We start from the raw sequence: 21427 nt of genomic DNA, 5'->3' as shown, positions 1-21427 counted from the left end.
TTACAGCATAAACAATCTACGCAACCGTGTTTCAAAACAATGTTTTACAACACAAAGACATAAAACAGGTAAAAAGAGTAAAGGAGGACTCCCTGCCTCAACATTCGCCTCTTATTGCCAACTCAAATGAAATGTATATCTTTGAAAGAAAAAGATTGTTTCATGAAAAAAACAATTATTTCCACCTTATTATATATAACTGCAATTGTTATATCGGCACAAGAAACCCCCAAGCCTGTTATCGGCATTTCTTGTTCGCACCCTAACAACAGCTATTCCCAAGTATCGAGAACCTATACAGAGTCGGTACTAAAAGCAGGTGGTCTTCCTTTGCTTATCCCCATCATAGAGAGCGAGAAAGCCTTAGACGAGATTCTTTCATTAGTCGATGCATTAATACTTACCGGCGGCGAAGATATCCATCCACAATATTACAACGAAGCTCCCATTCCCGAGTTGGGAAAAGTAAACGAAGTACGCGATTTTTATGATTTAGCACTCATCCGTCTTGCCTCCGAACGCGGCATGCCCATGCTCGGAATTTGTCGTGGAGAACAACTGATTAACGTTGCCTTTGGTGGAACTTTATACCAAGACATCCCTTCGCAATGCGCTGATAGCACGGTAAATCACAGACAAAGCATCTCGTCCAAATATCCTACACACTACGTAAAATTACTATCCGAATCTGTCATAGCCACCATAACAGGCGAAACCGAGTTGGCAACCAACAGCTTTCACCATCAAGCAGTGAAGGATGTTGCTCCGGGATTTTCCATAACAGGCTGGGCGTGCGACAGTATCCCCGAAGTTATTGAGAATATTTCCGGGCGCCCTATCTGGGGTGTGCAATTCCATCCCGAAGGTCATGTTGCGGGTGGCGATACCATTATGATCCGCTTTTTTGATTTTATGATTGAACAAGCGTTGGAATACAAAAAAACAAAACAATAATGGCAGGTATCTATATTCACGTTCCTTTTTGCAAAACAAGATGCATCTATTGTGACTTCTACTCCTCGACCAACGAACAGCTAAGAGAAGCGTATGTACACGCTCTCTGCCAAGAGTTAACCGAAAGAGTTGGCTATTTGCAAGGCGAACCTATTGAAACCATTTATTTTGGCGGTGGCACACCCTCGCAACTAAGCATAAAAGAGATTGAACAAATACTTCAAACCATTGCTAGTATATATAATAAGGGGTCATGGAAAGAAGTAACTCTCGAGGCTAACCCCGACGACCTGTCCGATACGTTTCTTGAAGCATTGTCACACACTGCTATCAATCGCCTGAGCATCGGCATACAAACATTCGATGACAACCTATTGAAGTTGCTTAATCGCAGACACAACAGCATCCAAGCTATCGAAGCAATATCACGTGCCAAACAGTATGGATTCCACAATATCAGCATTGATTTAATCTATGGGTTACCTGGCGAAACGCTCGAAGTTTGGGAGCATGATTTAACACAAGCCATAGCCTTAAACCCCAATCACATCTCTGCCTACCACCTTACCTACGAAGAGGGCACAGCTATTCATGCCTTATTACGCAAGAAGCAAATAGCAGAAGTGAGCGAAGCAAACAGCCTTCAATTCTTCCAAACATTGATAACAAAACTTACAGCTGCCGGATATGAGCATTACGAAATTTCCAACTTTGCAAAACCAGAACAACATTCACGCCATAATTCCGCTTATTGGAGTGGAACGAAGTATCTAGGATGTGGACCGTCTGCCCACTCATTCGACGGAGAAAGCCGCGAATGGAACACCGCAGACATCGCTCTATACATAAAAGGAATAGAAGCAGGCAAACGTCCTTTTGAAAAAGAAATACTAAATATAGAGAATCGCTATAACGAGCTTATTATCACATCACTCCGTACGAATAAAGGGGTTTCGCTCAAACAACTGGAAATACAGTTTGGCGATGAGTTTCTGCAGCATTGTTTGAAAGCAGCACAACCATTTATCAACCGAGAAGAACTTTGTCATGTTGACGACTATTTGCGACTAACACCCAAAGGTATATTTATTTCGGACGGAATAATGGGAGAATTGTTGCGCGTTTAAGAAACTGTTTTGAATTTATCTCTTCCGACTAAACACATTAATGCGAACCATTTCTTAACGGCTTTACATTAGGCAGAAAAATGGCCACAAAACCAAGCAAAGGCATATAAGCACAGAATTTATAGACATATTCAATTCCATTATGATCGGCAATATTACCCAATACAGCTGCCGCAATTCCGGCAATACCAAATGCCAGTCCAAAAAAGAGTCCAGAAATCAGTCCAACTTTAGTTGGCAATAATTCCTGTGCATATACAAGAATTGCCGAGAAAGCAGAAGAAAGGACTAAGCCAATGAGTATGCTTAACACACATGTCCAGAACAGATTGGCATGGGGCATCAATAAAGAAAACGGAGCTGTACCCAAAATAGAAAACCAAATCACATATTTCCTTCCAAACCTATCCCCTATCGGACCTCCGAGCAATGTACCTACTGCCGAAGCAAACAAAAAAGCAAATAAGAAAAACTGAGATTGCTGAGTTGTTATACCAAATTTCTCGATCAAATAAAAGGTATAATAGTTGCTCAAACTCGCCGTATACACATATTTAGAAAATATAAGTATCAACAAGATTAATAACGAATAATAAACCTGTTTTTTCGTAAGGCGTACTCTATGAATCACCTCTCTCTTACCAGCAGGAGACTGAATTGTTTTAATTCTGGCTTTATACCATTTTACTATTGGTCGTTTAGTTAACATGGAAATAATAGCTACACCGGCAAATACTGCCATATAACGTTGACCGTATGGTGCTATAACCAGAGCTGCCAACAGAGGCCCTATCGCACCTCCCAAATTGCCTCCAACCTGAAATATAGATTGTGCAAGCCCATGTTTACCACCTGAGGCATAATGAGTCAGTCGGGAAGCTTCCGGATGGATAATGGACGACCCCAGACCAATAAAGGCAACCGAAATTATAACCAAATATAGAGAATTCGCAAAGGCAAGAATCAATAGCCCCGTCAGCGTAGATGCTGTACCGATTGTCAGATACCAAGGCGTAGGTCGTTTGTCAAAAAGCACGCCAAAAACCGGCTGAAAAACAGACGCACAAATCTGATAAATCAAAGCTATTATCCCTATTTGCCCAAATGAAAGAGCTAGATTGTCTTTTATTACCGGGTAGCTGGCAGACACCACAGATTGAAACATATCATTGAACATGTGTGCCAAACTAAGAGCAAACAAAATATTCAAGGTTGTTCGGGAAGATGAAGTCGTTGTATGATTCAAAACAGTATTATTTTTCATGCTGCAAAATTATTCTTAATTATTATATATACACCTATCGACGAAATTAATTTAGTACATATTTTTCAACCCAATGGCTTACAAACACTCCAAATGTAGTTTTACGAAACAGGTCTTCACATTCACATATCGCTGTAACAAGATGGTAGTGAGTGAGTTACTTGTGAAGACCCCCTCTTTTATCCTTCACAAGGTTTTCACAAGCAATTTTTCTCAAAAGGTTTTATCATGTTGAGAATAAATTCTCAACATGGTGAGTATTTGTTCTCAACAAGGCGAGTATTTATTCTCAACAAGGTGAGAATTTCCCAAAAAACCTTACTTTTGTCTTATCAAACAAAACAACGAATGACAACATCCCCAAGAGCAATAGCAGCCCTACTGTTAATCACTATTTTCTTCACTTCGTGTAGAACCAGCAAGTCTTTACAACAAGAAATCAGAGGTTCGCTATCTCATCTTTATTATGAGCTGTCAACACCGGAGTATCTGGGAGAAGTAAAGCACAACACTCACCTCTCCTTTATTGACAACTCCAACATGGATTATTATACCACAGTAAAGAAAAAAGGAGTAACGTTGGTACCGTTGCTATTCTTCAACTACATAGGACAATCATACAAGGTTCAATTAGGCGAAGGTTCGCTCACAAGCAACTATCGGGAATTCCTTTCGGACGCATTGCTTGCCGAGTGTAACAGCAGCACTTGTTTTAACTTACTGGAGGATTACGACGGACTGGCAGCAGACTCTTGCTATACGCTAAATGTACGTATCACACAGAACCGCACCAGTTCGGGTATTCGAATAAACGAAACAGCTTTTTTCAACCCATTCTTTTTAATAGACATGGCACTCCAAACCGACAATCATATCTTCAGCCCGTTTGGTGGAAGCAAAAGCCACCATGTAAAATCACCCACAACCAATCTGTCGTTGCACGTGGAATTGAGAAAAGATAACAAATGCCTTTTCAGCAAAGAGTATCAACTCAAACGAAAATACAGGTCGGGTAAAGACATACGAGATGCCGACATCGCTAACGGCACCTGTTTAGATGCCATGGCAGAAAACCTTTCATTGGCAACAAAAGAAGTGGTAGAAATTATCAGTCAGGAACTACACATGTTCTTTTTAGCCCAGTAACTCATTGACGCACCACCACAAGCGTTGCCCCAAACCCATACTCTTGGAATGAAGCATCCTGTGCCTTACACGCTGGATACTTGCGTTTCAACTCATCAAGTATAGATTTACGCAACACGCCATCGCCCTTACCGTGAATAAATACGATGCGTTGGTTTTGCTTGTTTTTATACTTATTCATTACTTCGCGAAACTTCTCCAACTGAAACTCCAGTATTTCGCCATTGCTCATACCACTGGCAGAATCCAACAGTTCACTAATATGCAAATCAACCTCTACGAGTTCGTTTACATTGCGAGGCTTTGCATTTTGATTGATACGTGGACGATCCACTTGCTTCTTTTGCAACAACGCATTTTGAATATCTTCGGCCGAAGCATAAACTTGCTTCATAGGAGCGTCATTGCGCACAATATCGTAACTCAACGAAGGTTCTTCAAAGTAAATTGAATCACGGAATGTATGAAGTTTATAAAATTTCACTGTATCAATGCGCAACTCCACATCGGCAGTTACTTTCTTGGCGAATGTTTTATCTGTTTTGAAGGTCATTAATTGAACAGCTACTCTCTCCAACTCGTTGAGTACATCTCTAGAAAATTCTTCAAGGAACTCTTTCATGTTGGGCTCGATTATTCCATGCGAACGAACTTTCCACGCCTTTCCTTCGACACTGAGATAGGTATAATAAATAAAATAGTTGCTATCATTCACCAAATAAGCATCAAAAGTAGTCTCATTGATTTTCTTTACATCTTGAGGAACATATGCTAACACTACATTAAGCGAATCGCCACCCTTTAGTTCAATCGGACGAGTAGTCAGTTCCGGTTTGACTATTTTTGTCGGTTCTTCCGTTTTTTGTGTACTAGCAGTAGTGATGGGTTTTCGTTCCATATTGTAATTATCTGTTTCAATAACTACGCAATTACGAATCAACATGGGGATTTCAAAACCGTCGGCATCTTCTACCAACACCAATTCTTTTCCTTTAAACCCTCTAACAATACCTCCTCCTACTTCATTTAAGAAGCGTACTTTATCACCTATCTTCATAAATATTTTAATCTATAACTAATCTTGTGTAACTTCACTTTCAACAAATATCGCTACTTTTGTCGGATTAAGGAGCAAATAATGAAAGAAAATCCCAAAGAGATTAAAATAAGCGAATACAATTATTCGCTACCCAATGAACGTATTGCGAAATTTCCATTGAAAGAACGCGACCAGTCTAAATTGTTAATATACCAGCACGGAGAAATCAGCGAGGACTGTTTTGCTTCATTGCCAAAATACTTACCGGAAGGAAGCCTAGTCGTATTCAACAACACTAAAGTTATCCAAGCACGATTACACTTCCGTAAAGAAACGGGAGCGTTAATAGAGGTATTTTGTCTGGAACCTATTCAACCACAAGACTATGCGCTGAACTTTCAGCAAACCGAACATGCGGCATGGCTTTGCATGATAGGCAATCTCAAGAAATGGAAAGAGGGGGCATTGTCCAAACAAATCATGGTAAAGGGATTTGAAATCACTCTTGTTGCCAAACGTGGAGAGAGTCATGGCACTAGTCATTGGGTCGATTTCTCCTGGAATAATAAAGAGATAACCTTTGCTGATATTCTTGAAGTTTTTGGAGAGTTACCTATTCCGCCGTATCTCAACCGAGACACAGAAGAGAGTGACAAGGAAACTTATCAAACGGTTTATTCTAAGATAAAGGGTTCTGTAGCCGCACCAACTGCAGGACTACATTTCACCAACAGGGTGTTCGATACATTAAAAGCAAAGCACATTGATTGCGAGGAGCTTACCCTACATGTAGGAGCCGGCACATTCAAGCCGGTAAAAAGCGAAACCATTAAGGAGCACGAAATGCATACAGAGTATATCTCTGTTTCAAAGGAGACGTTAAAGAGTCTGATTAAACACAATGCAGAAGTAATTGCCGTAGGTACAACCTCTGTACGAACGTTAGAGAGTTTGTATCACATAGGTGCGAAAATAGCCATGCACCCCAACTTAGAAGAACAGGAGTTGCACGTTAATCAATGGCAACCTTACGAAACTGGAAACGAGTTATCGCCAACCGGCGCCCTTACTCAGATTGTAGATTATCTAGACCGTCACAACATGGAAACACTGCACACGAGTACGCAGATTATTATTGCACCGGGCTATGATTATAAGATTGTAAAGGCAATAGTGACCAACTTCCATCAGCCGCAAAGTACGTTACTACTCTTAGTTTCGGCATTCATAAAAGGAGATTGGAAGAAGATTTACGACTATGCTCTTGCTAATAATTTTCGCTTTCTGAGCTATGGCGACTCTTCACTCTTAATTCCTTAACATCAAGATAAGAAAGAGATGGCGAGAAATTATTTTTTCGCCAAATCTGTTATAACATCCATTACCTGTTGCCCAATTTCTTCGGCAGCCTGCATGGTCGAAGCTTCGCTATACACACGAATGATTGGTTCGGTGTTGCTCTTACGCAAGTGCACCCACTTTTCCGGAAAATCTATCTTTACGCCATCAATGTCGTTGATTTCTTCTTTATTAAAGATTTCTTTTACTTTGGCAAGAATTGCATCCACATCAATGTCGGGTGTTAGATCTACCTTGTTCTTTGCAATAAAATAAGGAGGGTATGTAGCCCGCAGCTCACTTACTTTCATTCCTTCATGTGCTAAGTGACTCAAGAACAAAGCAATACCCACCAGTGCATCTCGTCCATAATGACTTTCGGGATAAATCACTCCGCCATTTCCTTCTCCACCTATCACAGCACCAACCTCCTTCATTTTGGTAGTTACATTAACTTCGCCTACTGCCGAAGCATAATACTCCATACCATATTTGCGGGTCACATCACGTAGCGCACGGGTAGAGCTTAGATTAGAGACAGTGTTTCCAGGGGTATGTTTTAACACATAATCGGCCACAGTAACCAAAGTGTATTCTTCGCCATACATGGTTCCGTCTTCGCAAATCATCGCTAAACGATCTACATCAGGGTCGACCACAAACGCAACATCGGCTTTTCCACTTTTCATCAGACTCATGATATCACCAAGATTCTTCTCTAATGGTTCGGGATTGTGCGCAAAGTTGCCCGTAGGTTCACAATATAACTTCTCTATATGTTTCACGCCTAACTGCTCCAACAGTTTAGGAAGGATGATACCCCCTACCGAATTTACCGCATCAATTGCTACACGGAAATTAGCTTTCTTTATGGCCTCAACATCTACTAATTTCAATGCGAGTACGCTATCTATATGTTTTTGATTGTAAGTAAGATCTTTACGATAAGAACCAATTGCATCTACATCAACGTATTCAAACTCTTCGGCTTCGGCTATGCGCAATACTTCTTTTCCTTCCGCATCGTTTAGAAATTCACCTTTCTCATTGAGCAACTTCAATGCATTCCACTGTTTTGGATTATGCGAAGCTGTAAGAATAATACCTCCGCAAGCGCCCTCCATTGTTACTGCCAGTTCGGTAGTTGGTGTAGACGCCAAGTCAATATCAACAACATCCCAACCCATTCCCATGAGAGTTCCAACTACAACGTTATTGACCATTTCACCCGAGATACGTGCATCTCTTCCTACTACAATTTTATTGCTTGTTGCTGTACAAGTTCTACGTATAAGGGTTGCGTATGCTGAAGTAAACTTTACAATATCCAGGGGATTTAAACCTTCACCTACCTGTCCGCCGATTGTTCCGCGAATACCCGAAATGGATTTTATCAGTGTCATTAAGCTGTTTTTTTGAAATTATCTAATCTGATATTTACGAATATCATAGAAAAAAGGCGTTACATAATATTGTGCATATTCATGGCCAACTTTATGCGGCACAATTAGTTTCACATGTGCGTTGTCTTTAATATACTTCAAAGGAATCAGCCAAGCCTCTGGCACAGCCGTAGACATGGTGTATCCTAAATAATAATAGTAGCTACTTACCAACCAAGTTTCAGAGAATTGTCCATAAATAGAAGTACCATATTCCGTATAGTAAAAAGCATCCACGTAATTAGCGAAGTCATAATTAGAAGCAAACGTTTCAGTACCAGTTTCTATATCAACTTCCGCATAACGAACCAATATTTCATCACGTGTTCTGATTGTATCTCCGTCACCTCTGTCTACTATTTGCATATAGACTCCGTTGGAGAAGAGAACATATTCATTCTCGGCCACATTGGTTACGGTGTCTTTTTCAAATTCTTCTTGGGAAATTTCCTTGATATTATTATCAGCAATATATTTACGAATCAGTTTTTTCTCGGCTGCTTGTTGCTCAGCATAAGTTACTCCATCGTTGCAAGATTGTGTTATCACCCCAAAAACTGTGATAAGAAGAAATAATGAAATAAGTTTTTTCATATATGGTTGTGTATATACTTAAAGTACAGTGCAAAATTATTTATTTCGTTGAAAGTTAGAAAGCTCACTATGAATTGTTCTATTCCTTTAACTTTTAGATTTATTCTTTTAACCTTTCCACTAAGGCTTGTATTTCTCCAATGCTTGTTCAAAGAGCCGTTTCGCCTCTTCTATTGTACCAAAAAATTCACCTCCCGAGGCATTCAAATGTCCTCCGCCATTAAAGAACTCCGCAGCAACTTTATTGCATGGAAACTTCCCTACGGAACGTAGCGAAACTTTTATTTGATCAATCTCTGTATCTTCGCGCAGGAAGCAAGTAAAAACCACTCCTTTTATAGAAAGAGGAATATTCACAAAACCTTCACTATCGCCTTTCGCATAGTCAAATCGCCGCTGTTCCTCTTTGGTAAGTGTTATCAATGCTGCATGATATTCAGGATATGTATGCATATTGGTAAGCATATATCCCATAAGCCTGAGACGTGCTTCAGAATAAGTATTGTACACCTTTCTGTAGATTTCGTCTTTATCAATGCCTTTACTTAACAATTCGCTGATGATGAAATAAATTTCCTGTTTATTGGAATTGAAAGTAAAACCACCCGTATCTGTCATCATGCCGGTATAAATGCACTCTGCGGTTTCTTTGTTAATATCTTCAAAGTAGCCCATACGGCAAATTAAACGGAACACAAGTTCGGAAGTTGAGGATATATTGGGGTGCGAAATGGTTATCTGACAAAAGTCATCCGGTTCTAAGTGATGGTCTATTAATATTTTCCGAGCAGGAGAAGCGGCTACAGCGTCGGCCATATTCCCTATGCGCGACAATACATTAAAATCCAAACAGCAAATAATGTCCGCTTCGGCCAATAACCTGTTAGCCGATTCCTTATGCCAATTGTAGAAAATAACACCGTGACTGCCAGGCATCCATTTCAAGAAGTCAGGAAACTCATTGGGAACAATAACACTCACACTCTTATCTTGTGATGCCAAAAAATGTTTCAGTCCAAGTGAAGAGCCTATTGCATCTCCATCTGGTGAAATATGAGAAACGATAACAATATTCTCTGCACGGTTAAACCATTTTTCAAAACGGTCTATATTTGCTTGTGCGATAACTTTTGTAAGCATAACCTTGTATTAAAAGTGGTGCAAAGATAAAGGAATATCTTTATAAACCAGCCTAAAGATAAACAATAGAGGTTCCATTAGCCAAAGAAAGCGTCTCAACTCCCAGTTGTTCACACTCTTCTTCAAACTTTGCTCTACGCCATTCGGCAAGGGATGCATCAAGTATAAGTTGCTTAACATTGAAAACACACAGCAATTCTTCAACCTTTCCAGTATAACCTTTACACAGATAGAGGTAATCTATATGTAACTTCCGGTCAGTTTCTTTGTAACGCCACCGATTATCGTAAACAAAACAGCATTTTTTCTTACCAAAAAGCAAAAAGTCATCTCTCCGCTGAAAAGAAGAATCATTGTAGTCTGCATGCACGAACGTTGGTTCGGCAAGTCGCAACCTATTTCTATATTTGGCCGTTTGCTTAAGAAAGGTCTTTGCATGCGAGTTCGTATCGGCAAGAGCCACCCACGACTCGCTACCGGGTAGTACACAATGAACAGCCGGACAGTTCCTTATATTATAGAATACAATACTTTTGCGAGGTTTGTTTTCAAGCGTATTCCAATAGCGGAAAGAGAGCAAACAGAAAGTACCCGCCATACATACCAAAAGCAACCGTGGCTGCTTGCTCTTTATATAGATTAAAAAGAGAAGAAGTAAAAAGTAAAAACCGAATATTTCCACACGAGAAAGCCAGATATTATCAATCGAAGCAATGGGCAGATTTTCCACCCACCGCACAATCGTAGCCAACCACCCAAGCAGTAGCAGATTTATCTTCGCTACAAGTAATTGAATCGTAAACAAAGGAGTTAATACCAGCATAAGCAATGCCACATACACAATTAAAGTAACCAGCGGAATAACCAATAAATTCGCCAATAAAAAATAAATAGAGAAATAGGAGAAATAAAAAGCCACAAGTGGCGCTGTAACCAGCTGAGCAGCAACAGACATAGATATTAAGTTCCAGCAATAGTCAAAGAAACGATTCTTAATTGTAAACCTACCATACAACAACGGATTTATCAGCACAATGCCTGCTACCGCCAAGAAAGAAAGTTGAAAGCCGACATCAAACAGCCAAGAAGGATTATATAATAACATCCCTACTGCAGCCATCAGTAATGAATTCATGGTGAGTGTTCGAGCTAAGCTTACCTTGGCAATTACAAACAACGTAAACATACTCACCGAACGAACTACCGATGGAGACAAGCCGGAAAGAAAGGCAAATACCCATAACAGAGCAACAGCAACACCTGCCCACAGCAACAACAGCAACCTATTCCTCTGCGGAAATAACCGCAACAACGCACTAAGCAACAGGAAAATAAAACCAACGTGTAGCCCCGATACCGCAAGCACATGACTGACTCCCGCTACAGAAAACGCTTCGCGTACATCGGCAGAAAGTTCTTCTTTATAACCCACCGTAAGTGCCGAAAGAATAGCTAGTTGCTCGCCCTCAAAGCCCAACGCGCGATAGATGTTCACCAGATTATCACGACACTCCTGCGCCCTTGAACGAAGAGTAGTTGAGGGTTGGTGGTTTATTATTTTCCATTTACCTGCAGAAATAAATCCTGTAGCACTTATTCCTTTGTGAAGTAGATAACGGGGGTAATCAAATTCTTCGGGATTATTATTCAATTCAGGGAGTGCCAGACGGGTACTTAGCAGCAACACATCGCCTGCCTTTATCTCATTCGCTGCCGAATCAAGAGAGAAATAGAGTAATACTTTACGATTTACAGAGGAAGGCTCCATAGAATCGTATACCTCCCGAACCGTTGCCCGGCAAAGCAAACTACGTTCTTTCCGTTCTGGCTTTTGTGTTATTATTGTTTTATAAACAACTTCTTCGGTTGGAAAAGTGTAATTTGCTTCATGTAGTTGTTGTTGTATTCCAATAAATCCATAAGCAAGAAAGAAGATGAATACCATCACGCCAAACAGCCATCGCTGTGCATATCGCTTAAAAAGCAAGTATCCAAACGGCAGCAGAAGAAACAAACAGATCAGCCACAAAGGAGAAAAATTCGAGCCACCACTGTGTACAAAGAAGAGATAATTACCACACGCAACACCAAGTGCAAGGGGCAACAAAATACGTAAGAAAGGATACTTGGCAAGTTGCCCAATGGTGTTGTTCACAAGCTCTAGCGGCTGAGACTTTTTAACTCAAGAATTTGTTGCGTAGGATTTTCGTTAGCAAAAATCGCATTGCCAGCCACCAACACATCAGCACCTGCGGCTACCAATCGTTTGCCCGTTTCAAGGTTTACACCACCATCCACTTCAATCAGTGCTTTGGAGCCGGTTACCTCTATCAATTCGCGCAATTCTTGAATTTTTGTAATAGAATGTTCTATGAATTTTTGCCCGCCAAAACCCGGATTAACACTCATAACAAGCACCATATAAACATCTTGAATAATATCTTTCAACAATGATACCGGAGTAGCAGGGTTAATGGTTACGGCAGGTTCCATTCCCGCGTCGCGTATTTGTTGTACTACACGATGCAGATGTGTACATGCTTCGTAATGCACATTCATCACATGCGCACCCAACGCCTTTACCTGAGGAATAAATTTTTCGGGATTTACAATCATCAAATGTACATCAAGCGGTTTCTCGGTCAACGAGGCTATTGATGTCATCACCGGAAAACCAAAAGAAATATTAGGAACAAAGACTCCATCCATCACATCAAGGTGTATCCAATCGGCAACACTATGATTAATCATACGTATATCGTCCGACAAATGCGCAAAATCAGCAGATAGTACGGAAGGAGCTATTAATGGAGCCATATTCTTTTATCTTTTAATATACTCCACAAAGGTATGAATTTCTTTTTATTAACTCAGCACAACTCCTTGCATTCCTGCAGGAAGTTCGGATTCCACATGATAGTTCCGCGCAAAAAGTTTCAAAAGCAATATAGTTCGCTCACTTGGAGCCATAGGAAACTTATGCTTTTCTGTTGCTTTACCAGAGATATTTGTGGATAGAGAAGTAGTAGTTCTTTTTTTCATAGGCATACTTATTTTATCAAATATACCTTATAAACGAATGTTTATGTTTTTTAGTATAGGCTACCCTCTTCCAGCTATTCGCTTTTGTGTTTTATTAACATCAATAATACTGCCTGTTAATCCATTAACACAACCCCACTCTTTTCGGCCATTCTGCGGAGGTTAATGATAGCATAACGCATACGCCCTAAAGAAGTATTAATGCTTACACCTGTTGCTTCGGCTATTTCCTTAAAACTTAAATCTTGATAAAAGCGCATCCATACCACCTCACGTTGTTCATCGGGCAAATAATCGATGAGTTTACGCACATCTCCTAATATTTGATCATTGATAATGCTATGCTCAATCGCTTTCTCGGCAAACACAATAGAGTTCAACAGTCCCATATCCGAAATATCTCCCGTAACTACATTGTTGTTTTTCTCTTGTCTGAAGTGATCGATTATCATATTGTGAGCGATGCGGCTAATCCATGCGGGAAACTTTCCATTTTCATTGTATTTCCCTTTTCGAATAGTTACAATAGCCTTCATGAAGGTCTCTTGAAAGATATCTTCTGCAAGGTCTGCATCCTGCACTAAATAATAGATGTAGGAATACAATTTATTTTTATGACGATTAAGGAGTATATCAAATGCCTTATTTTCCCCTTTTGCATAAAGTACTACCAACGCTTCGTCAGTCATACTTGTACATATTTCCATCATTTCTCTAATTATAGTATTGATTTAGAGTAATGGTATATCAATAGGCATTTGCTTTTAGTGAGTTAAACTTATTTCAGACTGCAAATATTAAAATTATTTTTGATTCTACCAAAAACAGCTAAACATTAAGAAGCTGTTTTGAATTTCCACAGAATAATTACTATAAGATGCTTTCATTTTTTCTTTAGCACTCTTTTTGTCTGTTTCCTCTCTTTTTTGCAGCTCAAACAGCCCGTTATTATTGATTTATATGTATAATAATATAACTATCCAACAGTCTATCAAAGTCTGATTTATTTATGGAGTATTAACTTTTAAGTTTCCGTAAAAAAGGTAGCATTTGCTTTGGTTATATCGCAAAAATGACAGTGCGAAGAATTCTATTTCCCGATGCAGTATTTTAAACTTTGTGGTTAACGCTAATAACGGTAGTGGTTAACACGGCAGGTGTCGGTGTTTAACACGACGAGTAAAAGTGTTAACCGTTTTTAGACTGTTTTGTAAAAAAAGAGAGGCGAAAAACCCCATTGTTTCCCGCCTCTACATGTATATACTATCTGTATATCTTTGCTATACTAAAGATAGCTTTTTTATGCGACATTTCCAAATCCGAATTAACATTCTACAACCCATCCACAAGGAGATTTGTGTGATATTTATACTTTTTTCAGCATTGCTACCTCAAGCTATTTTAAGGGTAAGTCTTCATGGAAGAGTTCTAAGAAATCCTCTAAAACGTTTAATAACGCAAATAAAATTAGTTAATTGTTATTTTTTTCGTAATGTAACTATATCTTTGCACAAGATGATTCCGAGAATATATATTCGATTAGTATTCATTTTACTATCAATTGTATTAACTTCATTTTCTTCTACAGTAAGGGGAAACAAAGCCGAAACGTTTTCTGATTATATTTTAATAATCAGCTCTTCTTGCTATGCTGATGACTGGAGTACTGCTATTGCCAAAGGAATACAGGCAGAAATCGCCAAACGGGATTCCAGCGTATTCACCCGCATTGAATATGCCGATTTAACATATAACGGTACAATTCTTTCGGGAAGATTCAGTTTGCAACGCACATTTATACTTATCAATCAAGCCCAAACAAATATTTTAACACCAACAAGTATTGCTATTATTGGTGAAGAGGCATGGATGATTTATCGTTTAATGACCTTCAGTGAGGTATGGAAAAAGATACCTGTAACAGTTTGCGGTGTGCGCCCTGAGATTATTGCAAACTACCCTGCTTATTTGAGCAATCAACAAATTACCGACAAATCACTGACACCTACCGTCAACACTAAAGGAGATTTCCCCGCTATGTTTATTCACGAATCGGGAGACGAGCAAACTACTTTAGAATTAATAAACGGTTTCTTTCCACAAACAAGCAATTTAGTCTATATCAATAAAAAAAGCTATCAAGACAACTATACGCTTTATATGCTCCGAAAGATTCTTCAGCACCATCCTGAAATAGCTCTAACAGTACTGGATGGCAAGAATATGAGCAACGAGGAAATAAAAGAAGCTTCCCTACAACAACCCGAACACTCGGTCATACTCACTCGGTCATATATAATTCCGCAAAACTGGGAGTTGCAAATACCGGTATTCACACTTACCGACCAACAACCTAAGTGTAAATATATAGTTGGTGGAAGCTACACCCGTATAGAGAATCTGGCTGCTGTAACTGCCAATGCAGCACTATTGAGTTCTTATAGTCCTGAAATGGCAAACACAATATCGCAAAAGGCAGTTAAAACTACCGAATTAAATAAAGAAGCTATCGACTATTTCGGAGTACAGCAACAAGCAGAAAAGATGCAAAATGTAGTCTACACCAACATTCCCCCAAGCCACTTTGTCAAGTACTTCAAAAACATAGCGGTGATACTGTCTCTTCTCTCTATCGCTTTGTTTTTTTATTTGTACAGAAAGAGGAAACACGCCCATACGCAGCACATACTCAAGTCTCTCGAAAGATACAAAGAACTATATAAAGAGTATCAGGTAATTTACGAAAACACCCCCATAGGCATTGCTTTACTTAATGATCGTGGCGATTTGCTACAATGCAACACAAACGCCAATCATTTCCTCTTTTCTATGAGTCGTAAGGGAGATACCGCATTCAACCTCTTTACCACGCCATACTTCGACCGTATTGTCAAGAAAAACGTCAAAAGACATCATCATGTCGATAAAATCATCAAATGCGGGCAACACTACTTGCGTACAATCTTCAGCCCCATACAAGATGAAGAAACAGGGCAAGATAACACCCTGATGTTTATCATTGACAACACGCAGATATGGGAAGCAAGGGAAGAGAAAGAAACCATTCACGAAATATTTAATTTCGCCATGGAGGCTTCCTCCATTGGGGTGGTTGAATACAACCTGCTTACAGGCGAAGGGTTAGGTACCGACGCCTGGTATTATAACCTGGGAGTAATTCCGGGAACACCTATTTTCAATTCCTTTATCAACGTATTGAAGGATGACCAAAAAGAAATTGAAGAGTTTTTGCAAAAAGCGAAAGCTAAAGAGAAAGAAATGTATGAAGGTAATCTCCGCATTATTGTTAATGGAAAGACGCATTGGATAAGAGTGCGAATAAAATTAACGGAGTATAACCCGGAAAAGAACCGCATTATTATAACAGAGGTCACCACCAACATTGACGAACAAAAGGAAAATGAACGCGAACTTTTCATTGCATTGCAAAAGGCACAGGAATCGGATAAAATGAAGAATGCCTTCATTGCTAAAGCAAGTACTGAAATACGCTTTCACACCAATGAAATCGTACAACTTTCTACAAAAATATTCGAAGTGCAGGATCAGGAAGAGCGTATGGAGTTACTCTCCTCGCTACAAGAGAATAATGAGAAACTCTTAGCATATATCTCGCAAATTATTGAATCATCTAAAGAAGAATCGGCAAGCAAATAGTACTATGAAACGACTACTACTCATCCTCTTTTGCATTATGCTGCTGACTGTTTCAATAACAGGCAACACTCCCGCACAGCCTGCCGAGTTCAACGGGAAGAGAGTTCTTGTTATAAACTCTTACAGCGAAGAGGTTTATTGGAGCAATGCGATTTCATCGGAGATAAAAGAACTGTTACAACACAAACACCCCGAATTAGATGTACATTTAGAACAATTGTACGCCAATACAGCTCCACTCAGAGGAGTACTCAACATGGCGCTCCGGCCTATATTGTGGAGTTTTTCCAAAGAGGAAACCCAGCAAGTCAGTGCCAACTACACAGTAAATAGTATGTTGCAGACGGACAGACGCCCACACGTTATCGTCATCGTTGGCGACGAAGGGTTACTTGCTTATCAAAACCTGCAACAGGAGTTGGGCGATTGGAAAGAAATCCCTCTTGTGCTTTGTGCAGTAAACGACTCTATTATAAAAGGAGATTGGAATCCCGAAGATAAAATTGATTTCAGTGAGCTTATTCCCATTGAAGAACGCCGAGCGAGAGAGTATATCACTAGCAGCCAACCTATAAATATGTTTGCCGACCAAGACGAACAACAAAAACAAGGGATTAAAACGATTGCTAACTATCAGATTACCGGTGTAAAGACATCACTTCCTATCGATAAAAATCTAAATTTCATCCATAGCTTGATGCCTAAACTAAAAAAGCTAACATGGGTTGATTCCTACTACTATGGAGCCGCCTATGCCGAACGGTCATTCCGTGAAAGAGTTAAGCAGCAGCTACCCGACATAAAGGTATCCTCAATGTTTAACAACACATGGAATACCGATTCAATCTATGATGAAATATTACTCCAAGCCGAAAACGAGGTGTACATTACTTATTCGTGGGAGATAGCTGGGCTTAGCAACCACCGCTCCGATCTATATCTGTCATCGCAGTTCCGCAAACATTCTTCTGTCCCACTCTTCTCGCTGCGTTCGCACAACAGCATTAACTCTTACTGGACAGGAGGCTGCTACGAAAACAACGAAGAATATTGTACTAAAACCGTGACACTTGTTGAAAGAGTCTTGCGGGGAGAAGCAGCCAATGACATCCCATTTGAACTTGCTGAAGGTGAAAAATATATGCTTAACAAAGAGTTAGTCAAACGCTACAAGCTAAGCGCGAACGCTAATAAATTGAATAACATACAATATTTCAACATTCCGCCTCCCTTTTTCAGAAAGTACGAGAAAGAGATCAGTGGTTTTTTCTTGGCTACCTGTGTTTTGATAGCATTTGGTATTTACATTTTCTTTACTTTTCGATTTCATAAAAAGAAAGAGGAAGAAGCCAGGCGATATAAACGGTTGCACAGTAAACTGCAAACAATATACAGCCACTCTATTATCGATTTTGCACTTTACGACGAAAAAGGTAATTGTCTTTACTGTATTGCTAAAGGCAAGCGACATACTAAAAACATAGAATGGAACAGTGTGTTCAGTTCCAACTTTTTTGAATCGCCACACCTGCCGGAAGATGCAAAAAAATCATTGCGAGAACAAAAAGAATTAAACCTCACCATACAACGCAATGACTTAAAAGAAGAAGATCGCATTTTTCAGTTAATTCTTTTCCCCCTAAAAGAAAAGGTACACGACTCGGCTTGTTATATTGCCATTGCTATCAGCATGTCACCTGTTTTGCGAGAGAAGAGTGCAAAAGAGCACTACGAAAGGTTGTCCCAGTTTGTTTCCGAATCCTCTAAAGTAGGAATAAGCTACTACGACATTGCAACAAAAATTGCTAATACCACACCCTCATATCTTATAAACTTAGATGAATGGGAAGAAGGAAAAACAGAACCCACATATAATAAAGTGCTTTCCGAAGACCAAGAGTTTCTATTCAAAAGCATTAAAGAGATACAAAAAGGCGAACGACAAAAAGCACACAAAGAAATACACATCATCGATGAAGAGGGCAACCAACACTGGGTAAACCAATATATTTATTCCCTTTGGCGGAATAGCAAAAAATACATGATTGGGCTTAACATGAACATCGATGAGCAAAAAAAGAATGAAGAACGCCTTAAACAAGCCAAGCTACAAGCAGAACAAGCCATCGTAGATACCGAAAAATTTATTCAGAATATCAATCACGAAATAAGGACACCACTCAATGCCATTGTAGGATTCTCCGAAATTATTTCGCTAGAGATTAACGATGAGGAGAATGCTGAATTTATCTCGCTTATTAAGCAAAACAACAAATTGCTTACTATGCTAATAGATAATATCATAGAACTTTCGGTTATCGACTCGGGCAATATTGAGAACCATCCGCAAGAGATTGCAATCAAACAATATGGTGAGGAGAGCGAACGTTTTATCCGTAACAATCTTTATGGTAAAAATATTGCCACTATAATAGAGATAGAGAACCCCGATGAAATTATCCTTATCGACCGGAAACACTTCTTTACAGTGGTGTTCAACCTGCTTTCCAATGCTATTAAATTTACAGAGACAGGTAGCATCACTATTGGCTACGAAAGAAGACCCGACGAACACTATTTTTATGTGCGAGACACAGGCTGCGGCATCTCACCCGAGAATATCAAATTCATCTTCCGTCGATTTGAAAAGCTCGACACCTTTATACAAGGAACCGGTTTAGGGCTTTCGTTGAGCAAACGTATTGTAAAGAGTTTGGGAGGTAAAATGGGGGTTGAATCAGAACTTGATAAAGGAAGTACATTCTGGTGGACGCTACCTTTGTAATATCGCCTGTTTATTTCAATATTAGATTTGTCTACCGTGCCGTAATATGAAAACAGCCCTGCTTTAACTCATATTTAATATAACAAAGCCCCTCTTTACGTACATCACGAAGCACTTCTGCCAGAACAAGTTTCAAGGTTTCCGTTTTTACATCTTCCATGGGTTTGCCTTTTTCTTCTAGTTTTAAGAACCGTTTCCAGCTGATATCGAACGTAGTTCCATAGCTGTGAGCCGAAGTCATCGTAGCATTGATGTTGGTCTTACGCAACTTTTTCACATCATCGTGGGTGCGCAGAACAGATGTCACAATGATTTTATTGGGATTGAGCCCTTTACAGGTAAGGGAGTCTAGAAAATTTTTACCTATTTTATCGAGCAACAAACTAGCACGCGGCACCAAAAAAGGAATAGAATGTGTAAGAGAATCTACAGAGTAGAACTTGCTTTCACCAATACAAGTAAGCTTCTTCTTCATTTGTTCGGCTTTATCGCGCGAAGCAACAGCAGCAACACCAATACTGCGAGCTGCAGTTAAATGCAAATCATTTTTATCGCCAAAGGTACGGGCATAACTAACTACACCACGAATATTACGTGGCTCATTCATCTTCATAGGAGCGTCGCCACAACTACAAAACATACAAATAATAAAAAATGCGAGAAATAGCTCTATTTTGGATAGATTCATCTTTATGTTGTCTTTCTTCTTAAATTCCGCACAAAGGTATTTTTTTTGTTCTTTTTGTAAAAGTACAGTGCAAATTAATTGTCGGATATGAGATAAGAATTAGAACGTTTGATTAAATTTGCACAACTTTTGGTTTTTTTAGACCCCAAAAGTGACTAAAAAACAGATTTGCATGATAGAAAGGCTAATTGTACTTGAGGAAATAGATCCTGTTGTTTTTTATGGAATCAACAATACGAACTTGCAACTCATTAAAGCTTTGTACCCAAAGCTGCGTATTGTAGCGCGCGGTAACGTTATTAAAGTGCTTGGGGATGAAAAAGAAATGACTGCTTTTGAGGAGCACATCGTAAAGTTAGAGAAACATTGCCACGAATACAATTCGCTTAAAGAAGATGTCATTGTTGACATCATCAAAGGAAATGCCCCACAAGCCGAAAAATCGGGCGATGTAATTGTATTCAGCACAACAGGAAAACCCATTATTCCTCGTAGTGAAAATCAGAAAAAGCTGGTAGAAGGCTTTGCGAAGAACGACATGATCTTTGCTGTAGGTCCTGCCGGTTCGGGAAAGACTTATACGGCAATAGCCCTTGCTGTGCGTGCATTGAAAAACAAAGAAATCAAAAAAATCATCCTCAGCCGCCCCGCAGTAGAAGCTGGCGAGAAGCTTGGCTTCCTACCTGGCGATATGAAAGAAAAGATAGACCCGTACTTGCAACCACTGTATGATGCACTGCAGGATATGATTCCCGCAGCTAAGCTGAAAGAGTACATGGAGCAAAATGTAATTCAGATTGCTCCGCTCGCCTTTATGCGTGGAAGGACACTGAATGATGCGGTGGTTATTCTCGACGAAGCACAAAATACCACTTCCCAGCAAATCAAGATGTTCCTTACCCGCATGGGTATAAATACCAAGATGATTGTAACGGGAGACATAACACAGATAGACCTCCCACCCTCGCAGACATCGGGCTTAGTACAGTCTATCCGTATACTGAAACATGTAAAAGGCATTGCTTTTATCGAGCTAAACAAGAAAGATATTGTGCGCCACAAACTAGTAGAACGCATTGTAGATGCCTACGAAAAGTTTGACAAAGAAATAAAAGCCGAGCGTGAGCAGCGCAAAGCTGAACAAGAAACTCTAAAAAATCAATCCACCCAAATACTTAAAACATTATAAT

General features: G+C 39.6%; 17 protein-coding genes. 7 read left to right on the top strand and 10 right to left on the bottom strand.

Annotated elements, in window-relative coordinates; genetic code table 11:
• Nucleotides 1-162 precede the first annotated feature (162 nt).
• Both D0T50_RS02220 and hemW read left to right on the top strand, forming a co-directional pair.
• Nucleotides 163-954, top strand: a complete 792-nt coding sequence (locus tag D0T50_RS02220) for a gamma-glutamyl-gamma-aminobutyrate hydrolase family protein (RefSeq protein ID WP_163221548.1) — start codon at nucleotides 163-165, stop codon at nucleotides 952-954.
• Nucleotides 954-2081 (top strand): radical SAM family heme chaperone HemW, encoded by a 1128-nt coding sequence (hemW, locus tag D0T50_RS02215; protein WP_163221546.1) that lies wholly within the window; start codon nucleotides 954-956, stop codon nucleotides 2079-2081. The genes D0T50_RS02220 and hemW overlap by 1 nt, the downstream gene beginning before the upstream one ends.
• Before the next feature lie 37 nt (nucleotides 2082-2118).
• Here hemW and D0T50_RS02210 read toward each other — a convergent pair whose 3' ends face one another.
• Complete coding sequence (locus D0T50_RS02210) at nucleotides 2119-3345, bottom strand: MFS transporter (RefSeq protein ID WP_163221545.1); 1227 nt, start codon at nucleotides 3343-3345, stop codon at nucleotides 2119-2121.
• Nucleotides 3346-3693: 348 nt separating this feature from the next.
• Between D0T50_RS02210 and D0T50_RS02205 the strand changes: the two genes are divergently transcribed.
• Nucleotides 3694-4491 (top strand): hypothetical protein, encoded by a 798-nt coding sequence (locus D0T50_RS02205; protein ID WP_163221543.1) that lies wholly within the window; start codon nucleotides 3694-3696, stop codon nucleotides 4489-4491.
• Between the two features lies 1 nt (nucleotide 4492).
• On the opposite strand, the gene D0T50_RS02200 is transcribed toward D0T50_RS02205, so the two are convergent.
• The gene (locus tag D0T50_RS02200; protein WP_163221541.1) at nucleotides 4493-5548 is read right to left on the bottom strand and encodes a DUF2027 domain-containing protein; all 1056 of its coding nucleotides are present in this window, start codon (nucleotides 5546-5548) and stop codon (nucleotides 4493-4495) included.
• Nucleotides 5549-5629: 81 nt separating this feature from the next.
• Here D0T50_RS02200 and D0T50_RS02195 point away from each other — a divergent pair, with 81 nt between their 5' ends.
• Nucleotides 5630-6850, top strand: coding sequence for an S-adenosylmethionine:tRNA ribosyltransferase-isomerase (locus D0T50_RS02195; RefSeq protein ID WP_163221539.1), 1221 nt, complete (start codon nucleotides 5630-5632; stop codon nucleotides 6848-6850).
• A 29-nt stretch (nucleotides 6851-6879) separates the two neighbouring features.
• Here D0T50_RS02195 and glmM read toward each other — a convergent pair whose 3' ends face one another.
• From glmM to D0T50_RS02160, 7 genes are all read right to left on the bottom strand, one after another.
• Nucleotides 6880-8271: a phosphoglucosamine mutase gene (gene glmM / locus D0T50_RS02190; protein ID WP_163221537.1), complete on the bottom strand. Its 1392-nt coding sequence runs from the start codon at nucleotides 8269-8271 to the stop codon at nucleotides 6880-6882.
• A gap of 18 nt (nucleotides 8272-8289) precedes the next feature.
• On the bottom strand, nucleotides 8290-8904 hold the full coding sequence (locus tag D0T50_RS02185; RefSeq protein WP_163221535.1) for a DUF4827 domain-containing protein: 615 nt from the start codon (nucleotides 8902-8904) through the stop codon (nucleotides 8290-8292).
• A 120-nt stretch (nucleotides 8905-9024) separates the two neighbouring features.
• Complete coding sequence (locus D0T50_RS02180; protein ID WP_163221533.1) at nucleotides 9025-10044, bottom strand: bifunctional oligoribonuclease/PAP phosphatase NrnA; 1020 nt, start codon at nucleotides 10042-10044, stop codon at nucleotides 9025-9027.
• A 52-nt stretch (nucleotides 10045-10096) separates the two neighbouring features.
• A complete protein-coding gene (locus D0T50_RS02175; RefSeq protein ID WP_163221531.1) occupies nucleotides 10097-12199 on the bottom strand; it encodes a ComEC/Rec2 family competence protein in 2103 nt (700 codons plus the stop codon).
• A gap of 5 nt (nucleotides 12200-12204) precedes the next feature.
• Entirely contained in the window at nucleotides 12205-12861 is a 657-nt protein-coding gene (gene rpe / locus D0T50_RS02170) for a ribulose-phosphate 3-epimerase (protein ID WP_163221529.1), read from the bottom strand.
• A 48-nt stretch (nucleotides 12862-12909) separates the two neighbouring features.
• Complete coding sequence (locus D0T50_RS02165; protein WP_163221527.1) at nucleotides 12910-13086, bottom strand: hypothetical protein; 177 nt, start codon at nucleotides 13084-13086, stop codon at nucleotides 12910-12912.
• 116 nt (nucleotides 13087-13202) lie between these two features.
• Nucleotides 13203-13793, bottom strand: a complete 591-nt coding sequence (locus D0T50_RS02160; protein ID WP_163222188.1) for an RNA polymerase sigma factor — start codon at nucleotides 13791-13793, stop codon at nucleotides 13203-13205.
• Nucleotides 13794-14601: 808 nt separating this feature from the next.
• Here D0T50_RS02160 and D0T50_RS02155 point away from each other — a divergent pair.
• Together D0T50_RS02155 and D0T50_RS02150 are read left to right on the top strand one after the other, a co-directional pair.
• A complete protein-coding gene (locus D0T50_RS02155; protein WP_163221525.1) occupies nucleotides 14602-16764 on the top strand; it encodes a hypothetical protein in 2163 nt (720 codons plus the stop codon).
• Nucleotides 16765-16768: 4 nt separating this feature from the next.
• Nucleotides 16769-19549, top strand: a complete 2781-nt coding sequence (locus D0T50_RS02150; RefSeq protein WP_163221523.1) for a HAMP domain-containing sensor histidine kinase — start codon at nucleotides 16769-16771, stop codon at nucleotides 19547-19549.
• Nucleotides 19550-19580: 31 nt separating this feature from the next.
• Here D0T50_RS02150 and D0T50_RS02145 read toward each other — a convergent pair whose 3' ends face one another.
• Entirely contained in the window at nucleotides 19581-20237 is a 657-nt protein-coding gene (locus D0T50_RS02145; protein ID WP_163221522.1) for a DUF5715 family protein, read from the bottom strand.
• A gap of 172 nt (nucleotides 20238-20409) precedes the next feature.
• Between D0T50_RS02145 and D0T50_RS02140 the strand changes: the two genes are divergently transcribed.
• On the top strand, nucleotides 20410-21426 hold the full coding sequence (locus D0T50_RS02140) for a PhoH family protein (RefSeq protein ID WP_163221520.1): 1017 nt from the start codon (nucleotides 20410-20412) through the stop codon (nucleotides 21424-21426).
• Nucleotide 21427: the final 1 nt, after the last annotated feature.

This window comes from Bacteroides sp. 214, assembly GCF_010501015.1.
GTDB lineage: Bacteria > Bacteroidota > Bacteroidia > Bacteroidales > Bacteroidaceae > Bacteroides.
This window is presented reverse-complemented; position numbering and strand designations above follow the sequence as displayed.

Excerpts from the sequence above, each read along its gene's own strand:
- hemW (WP_163221546.1), top strand. The coding sequence starts at position 954 with ATGGCAGGTATCTATATTCACGTTCCTTTTTGCAAAACAAGATGCATC.
- rpe (WP_163221529.1), bottom strand. The coding sequence starts at position 12,861 with ATGGCTCCATTAATAGCTCCTTCCGTACTATCTGCTGATTTTGCGCAT.
- D0T50_RS02150 (WP_163221523.1), top strand. The coding sequence starts at position 16,769 with ATGAAACGACTACTACTCATCCTCTTTTGCATTATGCTGCTGACTGTT.
- D0T50_RS02200 (WP_163221541.1), bottom strand. The coding sequence starts at position 5,548 with ATGAAGATAGGTGATAAAGTACGCTTCTTAAATGAAGTAGGAGGAGGT.
- D0T50_RS02220 (WP_163221548.1), top strand. The coding sequence starts at position 163 with ATGAAAAAAACAATTATTTCCACCTTATTATATATAACTGCAATTGTT.
- D0T50_RS02180 (WP_163221533.1), bottom strand. The coding sequence starts at position 10,044 with ATGCTTACAAAAGTTATCGCACAAGCAAATATAGACCGTTTTGAAAAA.
- D0T50_RS02165 (WP_163221527.1), bottom strand. The coding sequence starts at position 13,086 with ATGAAAAAAAGAACTACTACTTCTCTATCCACAAATATCTCTGGTAAA.
- D0T50_RS02185 (WP_163221535.1), bottom strand. The coding sequence starts at position 8,904 with ATGAAAAAACTTATTTCATTATTTCTTCTTATCACAGTTTTTGGGGTG.
- D0T50_RS02145 (WP_163221522.1), bottom strand. The coding sequence starts at position 20,237 with ATGAATCTATCCAAAATAGAGCTATTTCTCGCATTTTTTATTATTTGT.
- D0T50_RS02155 (WP_163221525.1), top strand. The coding sequence starts at position 14,602 with ATGATTCCGAGAATATATATTCGATTAGTATTCATTTTACTATCAATT.
- D0T50_RS02210 (WP_163221545.1), bottom strand. The coding sequence starts at position 3,345 with ATGAAAAATAATACTGTTTTGAATCATACAACGACTTCATCTTCCCGA.
- glmM (WP_163221537.1), bottom strand. The coding sequence starts at position 8,271 with ATGACACTGATAAAATCCATTTCGGGTATTCGCGGAACAATCGGCGGA.
- D0T50_RS02195 (WP_163221539.1), top strand. The coding sequence starts at position 5,630 with ATGAAAGAAAATCCCAAAGAGATTAAAATAAGCGAATACAATTATTCG.
- D0T50_RS02140 (WP_163221520.1), top strand. The coding sequence starts at position 20,410 with ATGATAGAAAGGCTAATTGTACTTGAGGAAATAGATCCTGTTGTTTTT.
- D0T50_RS02205 (WP_163221543.1), top strand. The coding sequence starts at position 3,694 with ATGACAACATCCCCAAGAGCAATAGCAGCCCTACTGTTAATCACTATT.
- D0T50_RS02160 (WP_163222188.1), bottom strand. The coding sequence starts at position 13,793 with ATGGAAATATGTACAAGTATGACTGACGAAGCGTTGGTAGTACTTTAT.